22 protein-coding genes and 1 other RNA gene are annotated in these 24,229 nt (G+C 63.6%); 1 reads left to right on the top strand and 22 read right to left on the bottom strand.

Features of this window, described 5'->3' with window-relative positions:
• Nucleotides 1-64 precede the first annotated feature (64 nt).
• From ftsZ to mraZ, 16 genes are all read right to left on the bottom strand, one after another.
• The gene (gene ftsZ, locus ABVQ20_RS03650) at nucleotides 65-1,750 is read right to left on the bottom strand and encodes a cell division protein FtsZ (RefSeq protein ID WP_354458133.1); all 1,686 of its coding nucleotides are present in this window, start codon (nucleotides 1,748-1,750) and stop codon (nucleotides 65-67) included.
• Between the two features lie 67 nt (nucleotides 1,751-1,817).
• Nucleotides 1,818-3,125 (bottom strand): cell division protein FtsA, encoded by a 1,308-nt coding sequence (gene ftsA / locus ABVQ20_RS03645; protein ID WP_354458132.1) that lies wholly within the window; start codon nucleotides 3,123-3,125, stop codon nucleotides 1,818-1,820.
• Nucleotides 3,122-4,063 carry a cell division protein FtsQ/DivIB gene (locus ABVQ20_RS03640; protein WP_354458131.1) on the bottom strand — a complete coding sequence of 314 codons (942 nt, stop codon included), beginning with the start codon at nucleotides 4,061-4,063 and terminating at the stop codon, nucleotides 3,122-3,124. The genes ftsA and ABVQ20_RS03640 overlap by 4 nt, the downstream gene beginning before the upstream one ends.
• Entirely contained in the window at nucleotides 4,051-4,977 is a 927-nt protein-coding gene (locus tag ABVQ20_RS03635; protein ID WP_354458130.1) for a D-alanine--D-alanine ligase, read from the bottom strand. The genes ABVQ20_RS03640 and ABVQ20_RS03635 overlap by 13 nt, the downstream gene beginning before the upstream one ends.
• Before the next feature lie 303 nt (nucleotides 4,978-5,280).
• Nucleotides 5,281-6,246: a UDP-N-acetylmuramate dehydrogenase gene (murB, locus tag ABVQ20_RS03630; protein ID WP_354458129.1), complete on the bottom strand. Its 966-nt coding sequence runs from the start codon at nucleotides 6,244-6,246 to the stop codon at nucleotides 5,281-5,283.
• A complete protein-coding gene (gene murC / locus ABVQ20_RS03625) occupies nucleotides 6,243-7,649 on the bottom strand; it encodes a UDP-N-acetylmuramate--L-alanine ligase (protein WP_354458128.1) in 1,407 nt (468 codons plus the stop codon). Before murC ends, murB begins: the two co-directional genes overlap by 4 nt.
• A complete protein-coding gene (gene murG, locus ABVQ20_RS03620) occupies nucleotides 7,646-8,773 on the bottom strand; it encodes an undecaprenyldiphospho-muramoylpentapeptide beta-N-acetylglucosaminyltransferase (RefSeq protein WP_354458127.1) in 1,128 nt (375 codons plus the stop codon). Before murG ends, murC begins: the two co-directional genes overlap by 4 nt.
• Nucleotide 8,774: 1 nt before the next feature.
• Nucleotides 8,775-9,926: a putative lipid II flippase FtsW gene (gene ftsW / locus ABVQ20_RS03615; RefSeq protein WP_354458126.1), complete on the bottom strand. Its 1,152-nt coding sequence runs from the start codon at nucleotides 9,924-9,926 to the stop codon at nucleotides 8,775-8,777.
• A complete protein-coding gene (murD, locus tag ABVQ20_RS03610) occupies nucleotides 9,926-11,326 on the bottom strand; it encodes a UDP-N-acetylmuramoyl-L-alanine--D-glutamate ligase (RefSeq protein ID WP_354458125.1) in 1,401 nt (466 codons plus the stop codon). The genes ftsW and murD overlap by 1 nt, the downstream gene beginning before the upstream one ends.
• 8 nt (nucleotides 11,327-11,334) lie before the next feature.
• Complete coding sequence (gene mraY / locus ABVQ20_RS03605; protein ID WP_354458124.1) at nucleotides 11,335-12,417, bottom strand: phospho-N-acetylmuramoyl-pentapeptide-transferase; 1,083 nt, start codon at nucleotides 12,415-12,417, stop codon at nucleotides 11,335-11,337.
• 24 nt (nucleotides 12,418-12,441) lie between these two features.
• Nucleotides 12,442-13,875: a UDP-N-acetylmuramoylalanyl-D-glutamyl-2,6-diaminopimelate--D-alanyl-D-alanine ligase gene (locus ABVQ20_RS03600; protein ID WP_354458123.1), complete on the bottom strand. Its 1,434-nt coding sequence runs from the start codon at nucleotides 13,873-13,875 to the stop codon at nucleotides 12,442-12,444.
• On the bottom strand, nucleotides 13,872-15,326 hold the full coding sequence (locus ABVQ20_RS03595; protein WP_354458122.1) for a UDP-N-acetylmuramoyl-L-alanyl-D-glutamate--2,6-diaminopimelate ligase: 1,455 nt from the start codon (nucleotides 15,324-15,326) through the stop codon (nucleotides 13,872-13,874). Before ABVQ20_RS03595 ends, ABVQ20_RS03600 begins: the two co-directional genes overlap by 4 nt.
• A 54-nt stretch (nucleotides 15,327-15,380) precedes the next feature.
• Nucleotides 15,381-17,090, bottom strand: coding sequence for a peptidoglycan D,D-transpeptidase FtsI family protein (locus ABVQ20_RS03590; RefSeq protein WP_354458121.1), 1,710 nt, complete (start codon nucleotides 17,088-17,090; stop codon nucleotides 15,381-15,383).
• Nucleotides 17,087-17,482: a cell division protein FtsL gene (gene ftsL, locus ABVQ20_RS03585; protein ID WP_354458120.1), complete on the bottom strand. Its 396-nt coding sequence runs from the start codon at nucleotides 17,480-17,482 to the stop codon at nucleotides 17,087-17,089. The genes ABVQ20_RS03590 and ftsL overlap by 4 nt, the downstream gene beginning before the upstream one ends.
• A 4-nt stretch (nucleotides 17,483-17,486) precedes the next feature.
• Nucleotides 17,487-18,518: a 16S rRNA (cytosine(1402)-N(4))-methyltransferase RsmH gene (rsmH, locus tag ABVQ20_RS03580; RefSeq protein ID WP_354458119.1), complete on the bottom strand. Its 1,032-nt coding sequence runs from the start codon at nucleotides 18,516-18,518 to the stop codon at nucleotides 17,487-17,489.
• The gene (gene mraZ / locus ABVQ20_RS03575) at nucleotides 18,515-18,973 is read right to left on the bottom strand and encodes a division/cell wall cluster transcriptional repressor MraZ (protein ID WP_354462111.1); all 459 of its coding nucleotides are present in this window, start codon (nucleotides 18,971-18,973) and stop codon (nucleotides 18,515-18,517) included. Before mraZ ends, rsmH begins: the two co-directional genes overlap by 4 nt.
• Nucleotides 18,974-19,382: 409 nt before the next feature.
• On the opposite strand from mraZ, the gene ABVQ20_RS03570 reads away from it, so the two are divergent.
• Entirely contained in the window at nucleotides 19,383-20,498 is a 1,116-nt protein-coding gene (locus ABVQ20_RS03570; protein WP_354458118.1) for a cystathionine gamma-lyase, read from the top strand.
• A 9-nt stretch (nucleotides 20,499-20,507) separates the two neighbouring features.
• Here the strand turns inward: ABVQ20_RS03570 and ABVQ20_RS03565 are convergent, their stop codons facing one another.
• The 6 genes from ABVQ20_RS03565 to ABVQ20_RS03540 form a co-directional block, all read right to left on the bottom strand.
• Nucleotides 20,508-20,765 (bottom strand): type II toxin-antitoxin system RelE/ParE family toxin, encoded by a 258-nt coding sequence (locus ABVQ20_RS03565; protein ID WP_354458117.1) that lies wholly within the window; start codon nucleotides 20,763-20,765, stop codon nucleotides 20,508-20,510.
• Complete coding sequence (locus tag ABVQ20_RS03560) at nucleotides 20,762-21,037, bottom strand: type II toxin-antitoxin system ParD family antitoxin (protein ID WP_354458116.1); 276 nt, start codon at nucleotides 21,035-21,037, stop codon at nucleotides 20,762-20,764. Before ABVQ20_RS03560 ends, ABVQ20_RS03565 begins: the two co-directional genes overlap by 4 nt.
• 166 nt (nucleotides 21,038-21,203) lie before the next feature.
• Nucleotides 21,204-21,601: RNase P RNA component class A (gene rnpB / locus ABVQ20_RS03555), an RNA gene on the bottom strand.
• A gap of 82 nt (nucleotides 21,602-21,683) precedes the next feature.
• Entirely contained in the window at nucleotides 21,684-22,400 is a 717-nt protein-coding gene (locus tag ABVQ20_RS03550; protein ID WP_354458115.1) for a lytic transglycosylase domain-containing protein, read from the bottom strand.
• Between the two features lie 184 nt (nucleotides 22,401-22,584).
• Nucleotides 22,585-23,352, bottom strand: coding sequence for an N-acetylmuramoyl-L-alanine amidase (locus ABVQ20_RS03545; protein WP_354458114.1), 768 nt, complete (start codon nucleotides 23,350-23,352; stop codon nucleotides 22,585-22,587).
• Nucleotides 23,349-24,068 carry a TerB family tellurite resistance protein gene (locus tag ABVQ20_RS03540; RefSeq protein WP_354458113.1) on the bottom strand — a complete coding sequence of 240 codons (720 nt, stop codon included), beginning with the start codon at nucleotides 24,066-24,068 and terminating at the stop codon, nucleotides 23,349-23,351. Before ABVQ20_RS03540 ends, ABVQ20_RS03545 begins: the two co-directional genes overlap by 4 nt.
• Between the last annotated feature and the right edge of the window lie 161 nt (nucleotides 24,069-24,229).

Genomic DNA, 24,229 nt, shown 5'->3' with positions numbered 1-24,229 from the left:
TAAACGTTAACGGGCAAGCAATTCCTTGCTTGCCCGTTAACGTTTGTTACACGCTGTCAACAGATCAGTTGGCCTGGCGGCGCAGGAACGCCGGAATCTCCAGCTGATCGTCTTCCTGAGTCGCCCTGGGCTGCGGCGACAGGCGACCCTGATCGTCCAACTGGCCACGGCGCGGCGCGTAGAGTTGTGCGTCCTGGCTGGAAAGGCGGCGTACTTCCGGTGCCGCCTGGCGCAGTTTCGGCTCGCGCGGCTGCGCGGGCTGAAGCCGTGCCGGCTCCTCTTCGCGGCGGGTCAGGCCGTTGGTCAGGCGCTTGAGCAGGCCCATCGGTCCACTGTTTTCATGATGATCGGCCGGCCGGCTCTTGGACTCCACCTCAGCCTTCACCTGCGGCGGAAAATCCTCGACGCGCGGCATGCGCTGGGGCGCAACCGGCTGCTGGACTTCACGCTGCTGCGGCATTTCACGCGGCTGCGGCGCAGGCTGCATCATCTGCTGGACAACGGGCTGCACCATCGGCTGTGGCTGGGCGGGCGGTGCCTGGAAGATCTTGCTCTGCGGGCGGAATTCGTCCGCGTGGGCAACTGGCATGGGGCGAGCCTGAGCCATGGCCGCGGCATTCGCCTCGGCAAGCTGGATCGCCTCAGCGACCGGGTCCATGGCGCGCGGCTCATACATCGCCTGCTGGACAGGTGTCGGGCGGCTTTCCTGCGCAACGGCAGGACGGCCGGCTGGCTTCTGCGGCGCCGTACGGATCGAGATCGGCGCGGCGGCGATTTCGGCTGCCGTCTTGTCGATGCCCGTGGCGACCACCGAGACGCGGATAACGCCTTCGAGTTCCTCGTCGAAGGTCGCGCCCAGGATGATGTTGGCGTCCTGGTCGACCTCTTCGCGGATGCGGGTTGCCGCCTCGTCGACTTCGAACAGGGTCAGGTCGCGGCCGCCGGTGATCGAGATCAGCAGGCCCTTGGCGCCCTTCATCGAGGTCTCGTCGAGCAGCGGATTGGCGATCGCCGCTTCGGCGGCGGCCATCGCGCGGCCCTCGCCCGAAGCTTCGCCCGTGCCCATCATCGCCTTGCCCATCTCGCGCATCACCGAACGCACGTCGGCGAAGTCGAGGTTGATCAGGCCTTCCTTGACCATCAGGTCGGTGATGCAGGCAACGCCGGAATAGAGCACCTGGTCGGCCATGGCGAAGGCATCGGCGAAGGTGGTCTTGTCATTGGCCAGCCGGAACAGATTCTGGTTGGGGATGACGATCAGCGTATCGACGCATTTCTGCAGTTCCTCGATGCCCAGGTCGGCCGTCTTCATGCGGCGCTGGCCTTCGAAGTGGAACGGCTTGGTGACGACGCCGACGGTCAGGATGCCCTTTTCACGGGCAGCGCGTGCGACGACCGGCGCGGCACCCGTGCCCGTGCCGCCGCCCATGCCGGCGGTGACGAAGCACATATGCGTGTTGGTGAGATGATCGAGGATCTCATCGATGCATTCTTCCGCCGCCGCGCGGCCGACTTCCGGCTGCGATCCAGCGCCGAGGCCCTCGGTGACATGCGCGCCAAGCTGGATCAGCCGCTCGGCCTTCGACATGGTCAGCGCCTGCGCGTCGGTGTTGGCCACGACGAACTCGACGCCGCGCAAGCCGGCGGTGATCATGTTGTTGACGGCATTGCCGCCGCCGCCGCCAACACCGAACACGGTGATGCGCGGCTTCAGCTCGGTGATATCCGGCTTCTGCAGATTGATGGTCATTGTCTCCGTCCTTTGCCTTTCACGCCGCTTCGCCGCCGCGGCCGCCTATGGGGCTGTCCCCGTCAATTCAAAAACTGTCTCTCAACCACTGACTCATGCGATGCAGTTTTCCGCCCGTTCCAGTCATTCTGAGACCAGAAATTCCTTTCGCAGGATGGCTCTCGAAGCTCGCCATCTGCGGATAGATCAGAAGCCCGACCGGCGCCGAGAAGGCTGGCCCCTTGGCAGCTTCGGGCAAGCCCGCCACGCCGAGCGGGCGGCCGATGCGCACATTGCGGCCGAGAATGCGGCGCGCCGCCTCCGGCAAGCCGGCAAGCTGGCTGGCGCCGCCGGTCAAAACGACGCGCTTGCCCACCGCATTGCCGTAGCCGGACTTGTTGAGCCGGTCACGCAGCAGTTCCAGCGTCTCGTCGATGCGTGCGCGGATGATGCGCGTCATCACCGAGCGCGGTATCTGCAAGGGAACGTCGCCTTCCTCGCCGATCGGCTGGATCGAGACCAGATCGCGGTCATCGGCACTGCCCGGCAGCGCCGAACCATGCATCACCTTCAGCCTCTCGGCGGCGTCGAGCGATGTCGAAAGCCCCTTGGCCATGTCGAGCGTCACGTGGTTGCCGCCGATCGCGATGGCGTCGGCATGCACGAACTTGCCTTCCGAGAACACCGAGATCGTCGTCGTGCCGCCACCCATGTCGATGCAGGCAGCGCCCATTTCGAGCTCGTCGTCGACAAGGGCCGCAAGCCCGCTGGCATAGGGCGTCGCCACCATGCGCTCGACCGACAGGTGCGAACGGTTGATGCAGAGCTCCAGATTGCGCACGGGTGCCGCGTCGCCCGTCAGCACATGCATGTCGACGCCGAGCTGGTCGCCGACCATGCCGCGCGGATCGCGCACGCCACGCTCGGCATCCAGCGAAAAGCCGACCGGCAGCGAATGGATCACCTCGCGCTCGCTCTTCAGCGCCTGCTTGGCGCCGGCGGCAAGCACGCGCTTGACGTCGGCTTCGTCGGCCTCGTGGCCGCCAAGATTGATGGTGGCCGAGAAGGTTTCGCTCTTCAGCCGTCCAGCCGTCATGTTGACGATCAGCGAATCGACGGTCAGCCCGGCCATGCGCTCGGCGGCGTCGACGGCTAGGCGAATGGCGTGCTCGGCGCGATCGAGATCGACGACGACGCCCGACTTCACGCCCTGTGATTTCTGGTGACCAATGCCGATCACCTGGATGCGGTGCGAGCGTCCGCGCAAAAGCTTGCCGTCATCGTTCGGCTTGAGCTTGGCCACCATGCAGCAGACCTTGCTCGAACCAACATCCAGCACCGTGAGGATGCCGGACCGGCGCGACGAGGAATCGCCTTGACCGCCAAGCCAGCTCATATCTTCGTCTCCGGCTTGCGCTTCAGGGTCTTGGGCTTTTCGTTGAGCGCCGCCTCGCGCTGCGTCGCCGCCTCCGGTGACAACTGGACCACGAGGCGGTCGGAAAGGCGCATGTCGACCGCGGCGATGTCGCGCGACAGCAATCCGTCAGCCTTGTCCAGCTTGACGAGTTCGGCGAGCGCCTCGTCCTCGTCATCCTCGGGCAGCTTGACCGTGACGCCATTGTCCAGCTTCAGGTCCCAGCGCCGGTCGCCGATGCGGATGTAGCCTTTTACCCGCGCCGCGAGATCCGGATATTTTTTGACCTTGAGCAGGAAATCCGGGGCCTGCGCCGGCGCGCCGACACCGACGAGCAGCGGCAGCAACACCTGCTTGCCGCCGGAGAACGGCGCGATCACCGCGCCGGAGCGCTCGATGACCGAGAGGTCATTGCCTTGCTGCCAGAGGGCGAAAGGCTGACGCTCCTCGACATGCACTTCCAGCGTGTGCGGATAGACCTTGCGCACGGCCGCGACCTCGACCCAGGGCAGCGTGGCGATACGCTCCCGCGCGGCCTCGGCGTTGAAGCCGATCAGCGATGTCCAGCCGTCGAGCTGCAGCCTGTCCAGGATGTCGATTTCGGATGTCTGCTGATTTCCAACCACTTTCACCTGATCGACGGCGAAGCCGGTGCGCGCGGTGATGTTCTGGACGACGCCGTCGACATCTCCGCCAAGATAGGCGCCATAGGTGGCGCTCGATCCCAGTAGCACAGCCGAGAGTATCGTCGCCGAGAAGGGCGGGGCCTTGAAATCCCCCTCACCCAGGCGCGCCAGAACGCGCACCGGCCGGCGAAGCATGCGCGGCAGTACGAAATGGTCGAACGACAACGACAGACCGAACAGCGTCGGCCCGGCCGCGCCCTTCCTCTGACCTTGTCCCCATTTCAACGCAGACACGAAGCGTCCTCCACCATCCAACTCAACAACTCACCGAACGAGTGCCCCGCTTGCGCGGCTATTTCCGGCACCAAGGACGTCGGCGTCATGCCCGGCTGAGTGTTAACCTCGAGCCAGACAACCTCGCCGTTCTCGGAGTGACGATCGTCGTAACGGAAGTCCGACCGCGAAACGCCTCGACAGCCGATAGCTTGGTGAGCCTTGAGCGCCAGTGTTTGTATTTTTTGGTAAATATTCGGTGAAACTTTTGCGGGGCATTCGTGCTTTGAGCCGCCAGCCACATATTTTGAATCATAGTCGTAGAAGGAATGGCCGGTCGGAATGATCTCGCAGACGCCGAGCGCCACGTCGCCCATCACCGCGCAGGTCAGCTCGCGCCCGTGCACATAGCGCTCAACCATGACGATATCGCCATATTTCCACTCGGATGAACCGATGACCTGCGGCGGATGCGACTGCCCCTCATGCACGATGACGACGCCGAAGCTCGACCCTTCGCTGACCGGCTTGACCACATAGGGCGGCTTCATCGGATGCTTGTTCTGGACGGCGAAGCGATTGGCGACCTTTGATTCGGCAACCGGAATGCCGACAGCCCTGGCGATCTTCTTGGCCTGCTCCTTGTTCATCGCCAGCGCCGAGGCGAGCACGCCGGAATGGGTATAGGGAATACCCAGATATTCGAGGATACCCTGGATGGTGCCATCCTCACCGAAAGGCCCATGCAGCGCATTGAAGGCGACATCCGGCTTGAGCTCGGCAAGCACCGAGCCGACATCGCGCCCGACATCGACGCGCGTGACCTGGTAGCCTTCCTGCTCGAGCGCATCGGCGCAAGCCTTTCCCGAAGACAAGGACACGGGCCGCTCGGACGAAAAACCACCCAGCAGGACGGCCACATGCTTGTTTTTCATTCCCCGTCATCCCCTCTCACGGCGGACCAAAAACCAAGATTTTCCGCAACATTGAGTCCGAGTCTCCCGGCAGGTTGCCCCCCAGACGGAAAACGCGGGTAACGCGTCGAACGACTCAAATCAGGAAACGCTTTTGAGCAGAGAATCAGAGAGTTGATTCACTGGCAAGTACTTACGATTCCGAGAGATTCACTTTCTGAGAAAATGGATGCGAAAACCGTGTCGTTGAGTCTTTACTGCAACGTTGCGGGACGGTTTCGGCCACGTTGAAGTTCATGCATCACATGAACTTCAACGTGCCTCCTAGAGGAGCTGTCCGAGGAATTCCTGGACGGCATGACCCGGCCGGAAATTGCCGATTCGCTTGATCTCCCATTGCAGCCGGATGCCCGAATTCTCAAGCACCCGCGTGCGCACCGTTTCGCCCAGATATTCGAGGTCGTAGCCGGTCGCCGTGCCGGTGTTGATCATGAAGTTGCAGTGCATCGGCGACATCTGCGCGCCGCCGATCATCAGGCCGCGGCAACCTGCCTTGTCGATTTCCTTCCAGGCCGAGGTGCCTTCGGGATTCTTGAAGGTCGATCCCCCAGTCTTCTCGCGGATCGGCTGCACGGTTTCACGATGGTTCTGGACGGCGTCCATCGCCGCCTTGATGACCGCCTTGTCCTCGGCAAAGCCTTCGAAAACAGCCGAGGTGAAGATCAGCCCGGCGGGTGCCGCCGAATGGCGATAGGCGTAGCCCATCTCGGCATTGCTGAGCCTATGGACATTGCCTTTGCGATCAAGCGCCCTCACCTCGACGACGCGCTCGCGCGTCTCGACGCCATTGGCGCCGGCATTCATCCTCAGCGCGCCACCGATGGCGCCGGGAATGCCATGGTAGAAATGAAAGCCGCCAATGCCCGCCTCATAGGCGACAGCGGCGACGCGCTTGTCCGGCGTGGCGGCTCCCGCTTTGATCGTGGTCGGGCCGATCAGTTCAGCTTCGCCAAAACCCTTTGCCGAAAGCCGGATGACAAAACCCGGAATGCCGCCATCGCGGACCAGCAGGTTCGAACCGATCCCGACGATGGTCAGCGGTATCTCCTCGGGAACCACTTTCAGGAACGCGGCGAGGTCGTCCTCGTCCGCCGGCTGGAACAGCGCCTCGGCCAGCCCCCCGGCACGGAACCAGGTGATCTTGTCCATCTCGGCATTGGGCGTGATGCGGCCGCGCAGGCCGGCAAGCCGGTCGCCAAGCTGATCGATCAACGCCTGGCCGCGCATCATGAAGCTGTACCGCCGAGTTCCTTGGGCAGCGCATAGGCCCATTGGGTAATGTTCCCGGCGCCGAGGAAGACGATGAAATCGCCGGGCTTGGCGATATCGCGAATGATCGGCGCGATCGCGGCCGGGCTTTCTATGTAGCGCGCGTCACGATGGCCGCCGGCACGGATGCGCGATACCAGCGCATCGGAGGTCACGCCGTCGATCGGCTCCTCGCCCGCCGCATAGACCGGCGCCACCATGACGGTGTCGGCATCGTTGAAGCAGACCGAAAACTCGTCGAACAGATCGTGCAGTCGGGTGAAGCGATGCGGCTGGGCGATAGCGATGACACGGCCCTTGGTGGCGCCGCGCGCCGCCTTCAGCACCGCCGTGATCTCGACCGGATGGTGGCCATAGTCATCGAATACGTCGACGCCATTCCACGAGCCCGTGTGCGTAAAGCGCCTCTTGACGCCGGCGAAGGACGACAGCCCCTTCTTGATCGCTTCGGCGGACAGGCCAAGCTCATGCGCGACCGCGATTGCCGCCGTCGCGTTGGAAACATTGTGACGACCGGGCATCGGCAACCGCAGGCCGGAGATCGTGGTTTCACCGCGCGTCTTGCGGTCGCGGATCACCACGTCGAATTCCGAAGCCGGACCATCCGTGCGATGATTGGTGAAGCGCACGTCGGCCTGCGCGTTCTCGCCATAGGTGATGACGCGCCGGTCCTCGATGCGCCCGACCAGCGCCTGCACCTCCGGGTGGTCGGTGCACATCACGCCAAAGCCGTAGAACGGCACATTCTCGACGAACTGGCGGAAGGCCTCGCGCACCTTGTCGAAACTGCCATAGTGGTCGAGATGTTCGGGATCGATGTTGGTGACAACAGCAATGTCGGCCGGCAGCTTCAGGAAGGTGCCGTCGCTCTCGTCGGCCTCCACCACCATCCACTCGCCATCGCCCATACGGGCATTGGTGCCGTAGGCATTGATGATGCCGCCATTGATCACCGTCGGGTCGAGCCCGCCGGCTTCGAGCAGCGTGGCCACCATCGAAGTGGTCGTCGTCTTGCCATGCGTGCCGCCGATCGCCACGGCCTGGCGGAAGCGCATCAGCTCGGCCAGCATCTCGGCGCGACGCACGATCGGCAGCAGCTTTTCACGCGCGGCCTTCAGCTCGGGGTTGGATTTCTTGATCGCGGTGGAGACGACCACCACCTCGGCATCGCCGAGATTGTCGGCGTGATGGCCGACGAAGCATTCGATGCCCTTGTCGCGCAGCCGCTGCACATTGGCGCTGTCGGACTGGTCCGAGCCCTGAACCTTGTAGCCGAGATTATGCAGCACCTCGGCAATGCCGCTCATGCCGATGCCGCCAATGCCGATGAAATGCACAAGCCCGATAGTCCGCGGCATCTTCATGCGTGCGTCCCCTTCCTGAATTCCGAAACAGATTTTCTGGACGCAATAGCCTCTGTCAGATCGGCGAGCAACCGTGCAGCATCGGGCTTTCCGGCCGACTTCGCCGCTGCCGCCATTGTCGCCAGATGCCCAGGGTTGTCCATCAACCCGCCAACCAGCGCGGCGATGCGCTCCGGCGAGAGCGTGGATTGCGGATGCACCTCGGCGCCTCCGGCCGCGGCAAGCGCGGCCGCGTTCGCCGCCTGGTCGTGGTCGAGCGCATGCGGATAAGGCACCAGCAGCGCCGGCCGACCGATGACAGCGATTTCCGATACGGTCGAGGCGCCGGACCGCGACACCACCAGATGCGCCGCGCCCATCCGCGCCGCCATATCGGTGAAGAAAGGCGAAACCTGCACGTCGACACCGAGTGCGGCATAGGCGGCCTTCACCCGCGCCACGTCGTCGGCACGCGCCTGCTGCGTGATATCAAGCCGCTTGCGCTGCGCCTGGGTAAGCATGGCCACCGCCGCCGGCACCGCGTCGGAGAAGAATTGCGCGCCCTGGCTGCCGCCGAACACCAGAAGCCGGAAAGGCTGCTCGCCGGACGACATGCTGTAGGGCGTCTTTGCCGCCTCCAGAACGGCGGGCCGTACCGGATTGCCGGTCGTCACCGTCTTGGCGCCTGCAGCACTCGAATCCTGCGGCAGGAATCCGCCCGCAATGGCGTCGACGCGCCCGGCCAGCGCCCGGTTGGCGCGCCCCATCACCGCGTTCTGTTCATGGATGAGCGTCGGTACCTTGCGCCGCGTCGCCGCATAGAGCGGCGGCAGCGTCGGATAGCCGCCGAAGCCAACCACGGCGTCCGGCTTGATCCTGCCGATGATGGCGGACGCCTGGCGCACGCCGCGCCATATTTTCCAGAAGGAGCGGAGTACGGCCACGGGGTTCTTCGACCCCATGGTGGCAGACTGGATCGGATGAATGGCCGTCGCCGGGAAATTGCCGGCGAAACGCTCGGCACGGTCGTCCGTGGCCAGATGCACCGTCCAGCCGCGCGCGTTCAGCTCATGCGCCAGCGCCTCGGCCGGGAAGAGATGCCCGCCCGTTCCACCCGCTGCCAGAAGGATCGTCCCCCGCGCCATGTCACTCCGCCGGCATGGCGCGCTGCGACAGGGCAAAGCCCATCTGCTTGCGCTTTTCGGGCCGCTTTCGCGTCAGCGCCAGCACCATGCCCATCGAGATCGCGATGGCGATCTGCGAGGAGCCGCCATAGGAGATGAACGGTAGCGTCATGCCCTTGGCCGGCACCAGCTGCAGGTTGACACACATGTTGATGACGGCCTGCAGGCCAAACACGGTGACCAGGCCGCCGACGGCGTAGCGCGTGAAATCGTCGTGCTCCTTCAGCGCTGTGTTGAGGCCGCGCAGGACGATGAAGGCGAAGATCGACATGATGAAGAAGCACATGATCAGCCCGAATTCCTCGCCGGCGACGGAAAAGACGAAGTCGGCGTGGCTGTCGGGGATGACCCGCTTGACGGTGCCCTCGCCCGGCCCGACGCCGAACCAGCCGCCATTGATCAGCGCGTCGCGGCCCATGTCGACCTGGAACGTATCGCCTTCGCCGGTGAGGAACTTGTCGATGCGCAAGGCAACGTGTGGAAACACGGTATAGGCGGCGAACACGCCGCCGATGCCTGTTGCACCCAGCACGGTGATCCAGATCCATGGCAACCCTGCCATGAAGAACATGATACCCCAGGTGCCGGTCGTCAGCATGGTCTGGCCAAGGTCCGGCTGCGCGACCAGCAGCGACACGACCAGCACCAGCAGCAGCATGGCGAACAGATTACCGGGAATATCCGGCTGGCGTTTGTGTTCGGCAAACAGCCACGCACACATGATGACGAAAGCCGGCTTCAGGAATTCCGACGGCTGGATCGACAGACCGGCGATCGACACCCAGCGCCGCGCGCCCTTCACCTCGACGCCGATATAGAGCACCGCCACCATCAGAACCAGCATGATGCACAGCATGACCAGCGACATGCGCCGGATCTGCCTGGATTCGAGGAAGGACACGGCCAGCATCACGCCGAGCGCCGGGACGGTGAAGATGATCTGCCTCGTGGCGAAGTGGAAACTGTCGAGGCCGATGCGTTCGGCCACTGCCGGGCTGGCGGCAAAGGACAAGACGATGCCGAGCCCCATCAGCGAAAGGAACGCTGCCAGGAACCAGCGATCGATCGTCCACCACCAGGTCGCAACCGGACTTTTGTCGAGACGGCTCTGCATTATCGTGCCCCTCCGATGGGTTTCACACCCTCGATAGCATTCGCGGCTTGCCTGAAGGCTTCGCCGCGCACTTCGAAATTCTTGAACTGGTCGAAACTGGCGCAGGCCGGCGACAACAGCACCACCGCCTCGCCGCTGCCGTCCTTGGCCGCGTCGTCTGCCGCATGCGCGACAGCGGCGGCCAGCGTGCCCGATATCTCGTAGGGCACCGTCTCGCCCAGTGTCGCCGAAAAGGCGGGTGCCGCCTCGCCGATCAGATAGGCCTTGGCGATGCGCGGGAAGAAGCCGCGCAACGGCTCGATGCCGCCTTCCTTGGGCAGGCCGCCGGCAATCCAGTAGATGCGCGGGAAACTCGACAGCGCGGGTGCGGCCGCATCGGCATTGGTTGCCTTGGAATCGTTGATGAACAGCACGTGGTCCTTGCGGCCGACCTGCTCCATGCGATGCGCCAGCCCGGGGAAGCTTTCCAGCCCGGACTGTATTTCGCCCAGGTCCAGCCCGACCTTGAGACAGGCGGCGACGGCGGCCAGCGCGTTCTGCGCATTGTGCTGGCCACGCAGCGAGCCGATGCCTTCGAGGAAGGCGACGCGGCTGTAGCGGCCATCGACCGCTTCCATCAGGTCGCTGCCGTCAGCGAAATAACCGTCGGTCAGCGGCAGGCGCTTGGAAATGCGGATGACGTGGCGGCCCGCCCGCTCCAGGCGATCGGCGATCTGGGCGCACCAGGAATCGTCGATGCCGATGATGGCCGTCTCGCTTCCAGCCACCAGCCGCTCCTTGATCAGGGCGTAGTGCTGCATGGTGCCGTGGCGGTCGAGATGGTCCGGCGTGAGGTTGAGCAGGATGCCCGCCGTCGGGTTGATCGAGGGCGCGAGATCAATCTGGTAGGACGAGCATTCGACGACGTAGTGCCGCGAAGGCTCCGGCGGATCGAGCGTCATCACCGCGCGGCCGATATTGCCGCCCATCTGAGTGTCGCGCCCCGCGGCTTTCAGTATATGCGCCGTCAGCGCCGTGGTCGTCGACTTGCCGTTGGTGCCAGTGATGGCAATGAAAGGTGCCGTCGGCGCCTGCAAGGTCCGCTCGCGGCAGAAAAGCTCGATGTCGCCGATCACCTCGACGCCGGCGCCCTTGGCCAATTCCACCGTCCAGTGGGGCTTGGGATGCGTCAGCGGCACGCCGGGCGACAGCACGAAGGCCGAGAATTTGGCCCAGTCGGCACCGCGCAGGTCGCCTGTCGGTATGCCCACGGCGCCAGCCTTGGCGACGCTGTCAGGGTTGTCGTCCCAAGCCAGGACATCGGCCCCGCCCGCGATCAGCGCGCGCGCGGTGGCAATCCCCGAGCCGCCAAGCCCGAAGAGCGAAACACGCTTGCCAGAAAAGGATGCGGCGGGGATCAAACGATTGCCTATCTGAGCTTGAGGGTGGACAGGCCGACCAACGCCAGGATGACTGCGATGATCCAGAAACGGATCACCACCTGGCTTTCAGTCCAGCCGAGTTTTTCGAAATGATGGTGGATCGGCGCCATCAGGAACACGCGCTTGCCGGTCATCTTGAAGTAGCCGACCTGGATGATGACTGAGAGGATCTCGACCACGAACAGGCCACCGACAATGACCAGCACGATCTCATGCTTGGTGGCGACCGCGACGGTTCCGATCAGGCCGCCCATGGCCAGCGAACCGGTGTCGCCCATGAAGATCGCCGCCGGCGGCGCGTTGAACCACAGGAAGCCGAGGCCGGCGCCAATCACCGCGCCAAGCACGACAGCCAGTTCACCGGTGCCAGGCACGAAATGGATCTGCAGATATTCGGCGAAGACCGCGTTGCCGGAGAGATAGGCGATGACGCCGAAGGATGCCGCCGCGATCATGATCGGCACGATCGCCAGCCCGTCAAGACCGTCGGTCAGGTTCACCGCATTGCCGGCACCAACGATGACGAAGCACGAGAACGGGATGAAGAACCAGCCGAGATTGATCAGGAACTCCTTGGCGAAGGGGAAGGTCAGCGACGACGAGAATGGCGCCTGGCCATTGTGCATGATCACCCAGGCGGCGATGCCGGCGATGATGAATTCGAGCCCGAGCCGCGCCTTGCCGGAAAAGCCGAGATGCGACTGTTTCGTCACCTTCAGATAGTCGTCGTAGAAGCCGATCGAGCCGAAGCCGATGGTGACCAGCAGCACCACCCAGACATAGATGCTCGACAGATTCGCCCATAGCAGCGACGAGCCGATGATGCCGGACAGGATCATCAGCCCGCCCATGGTCGGCGTGCCCGCTTTCTTGAAATGCGTCTGCGGCCCGTCGGCGCGGATCGGCTGGCCCTTGCCTTGCCGCAACCGCAGCGAATTGATGATGGTCGGTCCGAAGATGAAGACGATCAGCGCCGAGGTGATCAGCGCCCCGCCAGTGCGGAAGGTGATGTAGCGGAAGACATTGAAGACCGAGACCTTGTCCGCAAAATCGACGAGCAGTGTGAACATGCGATTTTCGTCCCCCGGACTGACCTAGGTCTGTTTGTTGGTTGCTGATTGCGCCGGGAATTTCCCAAGCAGCGCATCGACCAGTTTTACGAAACCGATTCCCTTGGACGACTTGACCATGACCACGTCGCCGGGCCTCAGCGCCGACAGAAGCACCGGCTTCAAATCCTCCGCACCAGCGCGGTATTCCGTCTGGATGTCGGCAGGCAGGATCTCGGCCAGATCTCGCATTTCGGGGCCGCCGAGAAACACCGTGCGCGTTTCCGTGCCGACGATGAGATCGGCGAGCGCTGCATGCAGTTTCGCCGAATGCTCGCCGAGCTCGAGCATGTCGCCGAGCACGGCGATGCGGCGCCCCTCACCCGAAACCGGCGTCGCATTGAGCAGCGCCATGGCGGCGGCCATCGACGCAGGATTGGCGTTGTAGCTCTCGTCGATCAGTGTGATCGGCCCTTGCGGGTGCATCAGCACATGGCGCTTGCCGCGCCCGCGTTCAGCCGACAGATCGGCCAGCGCCGCTGCCACCTGGGTCATGTCGGCGCCGACCAGATGGGCGGCTCCCAGCACCGCCAGCACATTCTGCACCATGTGGCGCCCCGGCGCGCCGACCCGGGCGGTGATATCCTGACCGCCGATCCGGGCGGTGATCATGGAATGATCGGCATACAGTTCGCAGTCGAGCAGCTTGAAGGTCGAGCGCGCGTTTTCGCCAAAACCATAGACATGCTCGATGCCCGCGGCATGAGCCATCTTGTCGAGGAGCTTCCAGCGCGAATCGTCGCGATTGAGGACCACCGCGCCATCGGGTTCCAGCCCTTCGAAAATCTCGGCCTTGGCCTTGGCGATCTCGTCGAGATTGCGGAAAAAGCCGAGATGCGCCGCCGCGATCATCGTGATGATGGCGACATGCGGCCGGACCATCCTGACCAGCGGCCTGATCTCGTCGGGATGGTTCATGCCGATCTCGAAGATGGCATAGTCACAATCATCCGGCATGCGCGCCAGCGTCAGCGGCACGCCCCAGTGATTGTTGAACGACTGCGCCGACGCATGCACCTTGCCAACCGGGGACAGGACATGACGCAGCGCTTCCTTGGTGGTGGTCTTGCCCGCCGAACCGGTCACGGCAATGATCTTGGCCTGTGAGCGGGCACGAGCCGCAACACCAAGCTTTTCCAGCGCCGCCAGCACATCGTCGACGACGATCATCGGCGCGGTCAGCCGGCCGAGCGACGGCAGCTTGCCTTCGGCCACGACGAGCACGCCGGCGCCGGCCTTGATGGCGGCGGTGGCGAAATCATGCCCGTCCATCGCCTCGCCCTTGATGGCGAAGAAGACGTCTCCGGGCTGCAGACTGCGACTGTCGATGGAAATGCCGACGATGCCTTCAGGCATCGAACCGATAGGCCGCCCGTCCATGGCGGCAACCAGCGCGTCGGAGGTCCACAGCAAACTCATGCGGCGCGCTCGCGCAGCGCCGAGCGGACTTCCTCGTGGTCGGAGAAGTGCAGCGTTTCGGTGCCGATGGTCTGGCCTTCCTCATGGCCCTTGCCGGCCACGATCAGCGTATCGCCGGCATGCAGCATCGCCACAGCCTCGTGGATGGCCTGGCGCCGGTCGCCGATCTCGATGGCGCCGGGCGCCGCCGCCAGGATCGCGGCGCGGATCGTTGCGGGCACTTCCGAGCGCGGATTGTCGTCGGTGACGATGACGACATCGGCGAGCCGCATGGCGATCTCGCCCATGATCGGCCGCTTGCCACGGTCACGATCGCCGCCACAGCCGAACACGACGATGACACGGCCGGTCGTGAACGGCCGCACCGAGGCCAGAACGTTTTCCAGCGCATCGGGCTTGTGGGCGTAGTCGACATAGACCGGCGCACCGTTTGTCGTCGTGCCGACGAGGTCGAGCCGACCCGGTGCGCCCTTCAGTTTCTCCAACGCCATCAGGGCCTTGGCGACAGGCGTTGCCGTGGAAATGGCGAGACCGGCTGAGACCAGCGCATTCGATATCTGGAAATCACCGGCCAGCGGCAGGTCGATTTCATAAAGCACGCCGTCGGCCTCGACCTCGGCGCGCTGGCGATAGCGTTCGTGCTCGACCCGCTTCAGCTTGAGGAATTCGCCATGCCGGCCAACGGTCAGCACTTTCAACCCTGCCGCCTGCGCCGCCTTTATCGTTGGCGCCGACCAGGGATCGTCAGCGAAGATGACGGCCGGCGCGCCCTTTGGCAGCAGCGTGTCGAACAGGCGCAGCTTGGCGCGGTGATAGTCCTCGACCGTGGGATGATAATCCATGTGATCACGGCCGAGATTGGTGAAGCCGCCGGCTGCCAGCTTCACGCCGTCAAGGCGGCGCTGGTCGAGCCCGTGGCTGGACGCCTCCATCGAAGCGTGGGTGACGCCGGCATCGGCCAATTCCCTGAGCAACTGGTGCAGCGCGACCGGATCGGGCGTCGTCAACGAGCCATATTCGTTGCGGCCAGGCGCCACGACGCCAGTGGTGCCGATCGAGGCGGCGGCATAGCCGGCCTGTTCCCAGATCTGCCGTGTGAAGGCGGCGACCGATGTCTTGCCGCTGGTGCCGGTCACCGCGACCATGGTTTGCGGCTGCCCGCCGAAGTAACGCGCGGCGCTCAGGGCAAGCGCCAGTCGGGGATCATCGACGGTCAGGACCGGAACCGACAGCCCGGCAACGGCACTGCCATTGCCCACCACGATGGCGGCAGCACCGCGCCCGGCGGCGTCGGCGGCATAGGCAGCGCCATCGGCCTTGGTCCCGGCGAGCGCAAAAAACACAACGCCCGGTTTCACCTGACGTGAATCCGACGAAATCCCAGTAACCTCCGTACCGACGGAAGCTGTTCCCTCGACAGGCAGGATACCGGCTAGATCTTTCAGCTTCATCGAAATCCGTTCACCGCAACAAAATAGCGCGCAGTTGCCGGCGCGCCCTAAGAATCACTGATAGGAAACCAGCGTTGCACCATTTTCATGGCTGAAATCTGGCTTCACGCCAAGCATGGCAGCCGAGCGTCTGATGATATTGCCGGCCATAACCCCCGCATTCGCGGCCGCGACGTCTGTCATGCCAGGCTTTTCCGGGTGCGGGGCGTCGGCAATCGTAAACACGAGGTATTGCGGATCGTCCATCGGGAAGGCGGCGACGAAGGTGTTGAAATTCAAGTCCTTCGAATAGCGGCCATTGATGACCTTCTCGGCTGTTCCGGTCTTGCCACCAACGCGGTAGCCGGGGACCCTGGCGTTTCGGGCCGAGCCTTTCTCGGCATTGAGCGAATAGAGGTAGCGCATGCCATCGACCGTCTTGTCGCGGACCACTTTCTTGGCCAGCGCCATCGCTTCCTGCTGCGTGCGCACCAGGAAGGTGGGGTTCATCAGATAGCCGCCATTCATCAGCGCCGCGCAGCCGACAGCCGCTTGCAGCGGCGTCGTCGACACGCCATGACCGAAGGCGATGGTGAACGAATTGACCTGTTTCCAGACCCTCGGTTCCGTCGGGCGGGCGACTTCCGGCAGTTCGGTCTGCATCTTGTCCAAAATTCCGAGGCGATGCAGGAATTCGCGGTGTCCGTCGATGCCGACCAGTTCGGCCTCCCTCGCCGACCCGATGTTGGACGAATAGAGGAACACCTCCGGCAGCGACAGCACACGGTTCTTGCCGTGGAAGTCGTGAATGGCCTGATGGCCGACCCGGATTGGATGCGAAGCGTCGAAGCGGCTCGTCATCGTCGCCTTGCCGGAATCGAGCGCCATGGCCGAGGTGAAGCTCTTGAAGGTCGAGCCCATCTCATAGAGTCCCGCCGACATCCGGTTCAGCCGGTCCTTTTCCTGTGCATTGTAGGGATTGTTCGGATCAAAATCGGGCACCGAGGCCATGGCCACCACTTCACCGGTCTTGACGTTGAGCACAACGGCGCCGGCGCCCAGGGCGCGATAGCGTTCCAGGCCGGCGGCGATCTCGTCGCGCACCACATGCTGGACGCGCAGATCGATCGAAAGCTTCACCGGCTTGAGATCCTTGGCCACCGCCAGGCCCGAAGCCTGCAGGTCGCTCAGGCCCTGCTCATCGATATATTTCTCCATGCCGGAGATGCCCTGGTTATCGATGTTGGTCAGGCCGACAATGTAGGACGAGGTTTCGCCGCTTGGATAGAAACGGCGCTTCTCCGTGCGAAAGCCGAAGCCGGGAATGCCCAGTTGCATGATGTCGGACTGCTGCTTGGGCGTCAGCTGCCGCTGCAGCCAGACGAAGCCGGCGCCGCTCTTGAGCTTGTGATAGGTCTGCTCGTAGTCGATTTCGGGCAGCACGGTCGACAGTTTCTCGATCGCCTCGTCGGCGTCGACGATGCGGCGCGGCTCGGCAAACAGCGACGCCGTCTTGATGTCCGTCGCCAGCACCTCGCCATTGCGGTCGACAATGTCGGGCCGTGAGGCGGTCACCCGGCTCTGCGGGCCGCCCGACATGTCGGGGGACTGAAAGCCGAGATAGACCAGCCGCCCGGAAATTGTCGAGAAAATGCCGAAGAACACGGCCATCGTCATCACGATGCGCGCCTTGCCCTTGCCGCCTGTGGCCTTGCGGGCGCCCTCGACGACGATCGATCCGTCTTCACCTGTCCGGGCGCGGCGCTTCAGCAGTTTGCCGATCATTGGGCGATGCCTCCGGTCACGACGGGGTCCTGGCCGCCCGAAGGCGCCTTGCTGGAATTGTCAGCCATGCCATCCCCGCGTCCCTTCAGGATGTCCTGAATGTCGAGGGCCTTGGCCGGCAAGTCGCTCAAGCCGACGATCTGGCGCGCGCTGACCGGCTCGAGTGCGAGCTGCGACTTGTAGAGCTCAGTCAGCTTCTGCAGTCGCGACGGCTGGGTGAGCAGGCTCCAGTCCGCCTTGAGCAGGTCGATCGTTTCCTCCTCGTAGCGGATCTGCACCTGGATCTTCTGCACCGACGCCAATTGTTCCTCGGCCTCGCGCTTGGTCTTGTAGGTCAAGGCCGCCGCGGCGACCATGACGGCGATCAGGACTATGTCGCTGGTACGAAACACGTGCTCACCTCTCTCCCGACCGATCGGTGCCGGGACGTTTTGGGCCGGGAAGTTTGGGCAGGCCGAAAATCGAAAAGTCGCCGGCGCGCGCTGGCGCGTCCGTGCGAATTGCCGCGCGCAGCCTGGCCGAGCGCGATCGCGGATTGGCTGAAATCTCGGCATCCCCCGGCGTCACGCCGCCGCCCGCTTTGCGGAAGGTGGCGGTGCGCGCCTGTGCCTCGGGCAGATGTCGCGAGCCGGTCATGGCGTCGGCGCGATCGGCGATGAAGCGCTTGACGATGCGGTCTTCCAGCGAGTGAAAGGTCACCACGGCCAGCCGTCCACCGGGCTTCAAGGCACGTTCAGCGGCGAACAACGCCTTGGCCAGTTCGCCAAGCTCGTCGTTGACGAAGATGCGCAGCGCCTGGAAGACGCGGGTAGCCGGATGGATCTTGTCCTTGGGCGCACGGCCGATATGCGTCTCGATGGCGTCGGCCAGATCGAGAGTGCGTTCGAAGGGACGCTTTTCGCGGCGGCTCTCGATCATGCGGGCGATGCGGCCGGCATGGCGCTCCTCGCCGAGGAACCCGAAGATGCGGGCAAGGTCGCCCATCTTGAAGGAGTTGACGACATCGGCGGCACTGAGGCCGGCCTGCGCCATGCGCATGTCGAGCGGCCCGTCGGCGCGAAACGAAAAACCCCGCTCCGGCTGGTCGATCTGCATGGAGGAGATGCCGATGTCGAGCACGACGCCGTCAGCGCGTTCGACATGCTCGTCCAGCGTCGAGAACGGCGCCTGGACAAGCGTCAGCCGGCCTGCCGATTGCGCTTCGAGCGCACGTCCGGCGGCGATCGCATCGGGATCGCGGTCGATGGCCACGACTGAGGCACCGGTCGCCAGGATGGCCTTGGTGTAGCCGCCGGCGCCGAACGTGCCGTCGACGATCACATCGCCCGCCACCGGCGAAAGCGCTTCCAGCACTTCGCCAAGGAGGACCGGAATGTGGCGGGCCGGTCCGCCAACGGCGTTGATGTCATCGCCGTCGCCAGCCATCATTCCGGTCGCTCCCCAGGCTTCGTCCCCTGCCGAAGCTGCAACAGCCGGGCCCGAGCTTGCGCGCCATAGGCCGCAAGCCGTCCAGGCTCCCAGATCTGAAAGAAATTGCCGCGACCGACAAAGGCCGCTTCCGTCGAAATGCCGGTGTGCTCGCGGATGAAATCGGTCATCGTGATGCGGCCGTCCTGATCGAGCTTCAGGAAAGCTCCATCGCCATGGCAGAAGAACGACATGTCGTCCGCCGTCTGCAGGAAAGGATCCTCCTGCGCGATGCGCTGCTCGTAGCGGTCCAGCAGGTCCAGCCCGCCGACATCCATCGCCTGCAGATCCAGGCAGCGCAGCGCGTAAAGTTCCGAATAGCCGCGTTTCTGCACGACAGCGCGGAAATGCGCCGGAACGGAAACCCGCCCCTTCGCATCGATCCTGCTCACCGTGTTTGAGAGAAACCGGTCCATCATCCGTTACAGCCGCTCGCGCCGCCGCACCCCTCTCCAACTTGCTGTTCGCGCCGCCGCGGCGCGTTCCCCGTCCAGAATCAAGCTCGTTCGCAGAGGCAAAAACCGGCAAACGCGCAGCCGCCGCGGCTGCCCGATTGGCGTACGCTTCACCCTGACGCGGAACGAAGGCTTGAGTATCGAAATGGGATATCATGGGGCACTATGGGCGTCAACGGGAACAGGCTTCACAAACACGCGCGCCATGACCAATGAGGGCAGCCTTGACGGCACGTCTCGTCTTTATGATCCATTAAGCCTAACGAAGCGTTTAGAGCCGCTTGGCCCAACCGGACGCAGTTGCCGCGAGCCCTCGCCCGGCATAGCGTCGCGTCGAATTCTTCGGTCGAGAACAGGAATAAGAGAAACGATGGCTGATACCGCGAACACACGCGCCGCCGAACTTCCCCATTTGCGCGACAGCGGGCTCGCCAAGGGCGATCCGATCGCACCGCCGTTGACCATGGCCACCATCTACCACACGCCTGGCGACGCCACGGGTTTCGCTCAATATGGCCGCTACGACAACCCGACCTGGAATGCGGTCGAGCATATGCTGGCACATCTGGAAGGTGCGCCATGCGTGGGCTTTCCTTCCGGAATGGGTGCCATCTCGGCCGTGTTCTTCGCCCTGCTCAAGACGGGCGACCGCGTCCTGCTGCCGTCGGACGGCTATCATGCGACAAGGGCATTGGCCGATCGCTTCCTGAAGCCGTTCGGCATCACCTGTGATGTCCGGCCGACATCGACATTCCTCGACGGCGGCTTCGACGGATATCGTCTTGTCTTCGTCGAAACCCCGTCCAATCCGAGGCTCGACATCTGCGACATCACAGCGGTCGCCGAAGCCGTTCACAAGGCCGGCGCGCTTCTCGTCGCCGACAACACGACCATGACGCCCTTCGGCCAGCGTCCGCTCGACCATGGCGCGGACATCGTGGTTGCCGCCGATACCAAGGCGCCCAATGGCCACTCCGATGTGCTGTTCGGCCATGTCGCAAGCCGAGACGCGAAGGTCATCGCCGCCGTAACCGACTGGCGCGCAACCGCGGGCGGCATTCCCGGACCGTTCGAGGCATGGCTGGTGCATCGTGGTCTCGAAACACTCGACGTGCGTTTCGACCGGATGTGCTCGTCCGCCGAGGTGATCGCGCGACGGCTTCAGGGACATCGGGCCGTTAGCGGCCTGCGTTATCCCGGTCTCGAAAGCGATCCGTCACACAATCTTGCCTGCGTCCAGATGGAACGTTTCGGTTTCCTGGTCTCCTTCGAACTCGCCTCCGAGGAAAAGGCCGAGGATTTCATCAACAACTGCACGCTGATGCAGGCCACGACCTCGTTCGGCGGCGTTCATACCACGGCCGAGCGGCGGTCAAAGCGGGGCGATGCGGTTCCGCCCGGTTTCGTACGCCTGTCGGTTGGTTGCGAACCGGTGGAGGAGCTCTGGAAGGCGATCGAGGCATCGCTGGACAGGATTGACGGCTGAACCGATCGGTCAGTCGCTGATGTCATCGGCCTCGATCTTGCGTCGGCCGTGCAGCACGCGAACGATTTCGATCGCGTCATCATGCACGCGGTACAAGGTAAGATATTCGCCGACCAGGAGATGACGGACGCCGGGAGCGATGTCCTCGCGCGGAGCGCCTGAGAAAGGGTAAACCGCCAATTGGTGCCAGCGGGCTTCGATCCGATCAAGCAGCCGATCCGCCGCAGCCTCGTTATCTGATGATCGAGTGATAGGCAGCACATTCATGCTGCGTTTTGGGACTTCAATCGCTTGCGCGCCTCGGCCTTGATCTCATCCATCGACGCAAATCGTCCCGGCCCGCTGTCGATCCCCTCCTGCACCAGCTTGCGCAGTTCCTCCAGCGTATAACCATGCAGGTCGCGCCGGTCCTTCCACTGGCGCAGCGCGTCGCGGATCACTTCGCTGGCCGACGCGTATTCGCCGGCGGCAACCACATCGTCCACCGCCGCCGCCAGTTCCGGTGAAAGGGTGATGCTGCGTTTGTCGACCTGGCCCATGACAAGCTCCTGATGCTTCCATCAAGAATGGTACGATTTAATCGCACCATTTTCAAGAAAGGGCCTTGCCCCCCGATGCAACCGATCGGAAGCCCTTGAATCAAGAGGTGCGCCCAAGGGCGCAACCTGCTGATATCAGGGAACTTCCCAGCGATATCGTGGGTAAATTGCCAGCTGGCCTGTAAGCCGGGTTCTGTATGGCCCTCGCCCCTTGCGGCGCGAGAACGTGGCGGCCATTCATCTTGGACGCATGTTGCCATGCGCCTCACGCAACCTACCCGGACGGTGAGCCGGAAACAGCCCTCGAGGGTTTCCCCTCGCACCGCCTCTATTCGGTTTTGCTCCCGGTGGGGTTTACCGTGCCGCTCCTGTTGCCAGTCGCGCGGTGGGCTCTTACCCCACCCTTTCACCCTTACCACGAAGATCGTGGCGGTTTGCTTTCTGTGGCACTTTCCCTGGGGTCGCCCCCGCCGGCCATTAACCGGCACCGTGTCTCCATGGAGCCCGGACTTTCCTCACCCGCAGCCTTTCGGCTCTCGCGGGTGCGGCCGCCCAGCCAGCTGGCAAGGCGTATAAAGGGGTTCATGCCGCAAAACGCAAACGAAAAAAGCAGCTTATCACCTGCCGTCTTGGCAGCGTTTCCTGCTTATGCGGGGGCGCCAAGTGCGGCCAGTTGCACCTTGACCTTGCTGCAATAGGCCGCCGAGATCGGGTTCATTCGCGTGGCGCCATGGCCGGCATTGTATTTGAGGATCGTGCCGCAGGTGGTGCCGCCGCCCAGATCCTTGGCCATGGCCAGGTACTTCATGCCATATTTGATGTTGGTTTCGGGGTCGAAGAGCCCCTGGGTCGAGCCGTTGTAGCCCATCATCCGCGCAGTTGCCGGCTTGATCTGCATCAGGCCGATCTCGCCGGCGCCGCCGACCATGTGCGGCCTGTAGTTGCTTTCGATCTTGATGACGGCGTTGGCCAGCGATACCGGCACGCCGTAGCTCGCCGCATAACGTGCCACGATCGCCGAATACTGCCCGCCACCGGCCGCCGCCACCGATGCCGCCGCATTGCGCGGGCCGATCGATGCGGTCGTCGTCATGTCGACATTTGTCCTGTTGCGCTTGGCGTAACGCTTGGCGGTCGGCTTCTTCGCGCTGGCCGAGGCAATCTTTTCCACCCTGGCTTTCTTCGTCCCTTTCACGCTCCGGCCGGCCGAAGCCTTGCTGGTCGTCGCCTTTGCACTTGTGGCGGAAGCGGGAAGAAGACCTTGGTCCGCTCGAGGGCTAGATGAGGCGGCATTGGCCGCGCTGAAGGCAAAAGTCATTACGCCGGCAGCAAGAGCTGCCGTTACAACGGTCAATTTCTGCATTTGATCCTGTTCTGTCTGAAGCGCGTGAAGACATCACGCGGCAATGCTCAATCTATATCGGAGCATCCGGGGACTGGAGGTCCGACAATTTGTACGGAGCGTCGTTTGAAGGTCGAATTGGCGCCAATGAAGGCGGGGCAAGTCACTTTGAGTGACAGCTTGTAACTTAATTGCTCGAAAAAGATTACTTGGCGGCGATTACCGTTACGGAAGCGAGCAGCCTTTGCAAGGTGCGGATCGTCGATGAATCGGCCACGCCGTCCACCCTGCGCGGCCGGAAATGCCGCTGAAACGCCTCGACCACGATTTCGGTCTGACGATCGAAACCTCCAGTGATCTCCACGCCATAGCCGTAGAGCGTCAGCATCGATTGCAGTGCCTCGACATCGGTTCCCGCATCGCCAGCCTTCAGAACTGCACTCCGCCGGATCGGCGCGGCCGGGACAAGGTGGCCGACTCCGGCCTCGAACAGGGCTCTCCACGGGAATTTCTCGCCGGGATCGATCTTGCGTCCCGGCGCCACGTCGGAATGGGCCAGCACACGGTGCGATGGAATGGAATGGCGACCCACGATCCCCAGGCAAAGGCCGATCACCGCATTGATCTGCCGTTTGGGGAATCCCGGGTAGCCGAGAGAATGCCCGGGATTGACGATTTCAATGCCGACCGAGCAGGAATTGATGTCCGTTCGCCCGAACCACGAGCTCTTGCCGGCATGCCAGGCGCGGTCGCTTTCCCTGACCATCTGGACGACGCGGCCATCCTCATGGACGAGATAGTGCGACGAAACCTCGCTGGCCGGGTCGCACAACCAGGCCTCGGCACCAGCGCCAGTGCCCATGCCCGTATAGTGCAGAACGATCATGTCGGGCCTGGGCGTGTCGCGCCTCGGGCCGAAATTCGGCGATACCCTGACCTCGGCGTTCGGCTCGTCGGGCAGGAAACCGCTCATGCGTGCCGCAGGCCCCGCTCGATCATCTCATAGGCCGCGTTGATGGCCGCGACCCTTGTCGTTGCGATCTTGATGAACTCCTGCGGCAGGCCACGCGCAATCAGCCGGTCCGGATGATTGTCGGACACCAGCTTGCGATAACGCTTCCTGACTTCCTCGAACGGCTTGCCGCGCTCGATGCCGAGCACGACATAGGGATCGGCAGCACCCAGATTGACGTGGCGCGCCAGGATGCTCTCGTAATGCGCTTCGTCGATGCGGAAGATCTGGGCGATGCGATGCAGGAACAGGCCCTCGCGCTCGTGGATCAGCCCATCGGCCTTGGCGATGTGGAACAGGCCGTCGAGTATGTCTTCCAGCATCACGCAGTTCGAATGACCCGAACCGCAAAGCTGCGCCATCCGTTCGGCATAAGTCTCGAACCCGGCGACATCCTGCTGCGCCAGATTGTAGAGCCGGGCCACGTTGCGTGTCTGCGAGGGCGGAACCTCGAATATTTCCTGGAAGGCACGCACCTCGTCCTGGGTGACGATGCCGTCCGCCTTGGCCATCTTGGCCGACAGCGCGATCATCGCCACGGAGAAGGCAACGCGCCGGCGCAAATCCGCGTCGCCGGAGAAAACCGTGCGCACGGCCTCGACCACGTCGGCGACGCCCGACGACGCAGAAGACGAAACGCGTGTGATGAAGTCGCCGAGGCGGTCCCAAATCGACATGGGCGCTTCTTAGAACCAACCGGCCACTCCTATCAAGCCAAGACAGTGCCGCAGTAGCGGGACTTTCGATCTGCTGCAGCCAGTGAGATCACCTCCTCAGGTCCTCCACGGACAGGAAGAGCACCCCAAGACATACGTGTCGACAGCAAGAAGGCCGGCAT

The sequence above is a fragment of the Mesorhizobium shangrilense genome (assembly GCF_040537815.1).
Classification (GTDB): Bacteria; Pseudomonadota; Alphaproteobacteria; order Rhizobiales; family Rhizobiaceae; genus Mesorhizobium; species Mesorhizobium shangrilense.
This window is presented reverse-complemented; position numbering and strand designations above follow the sequence as displayed.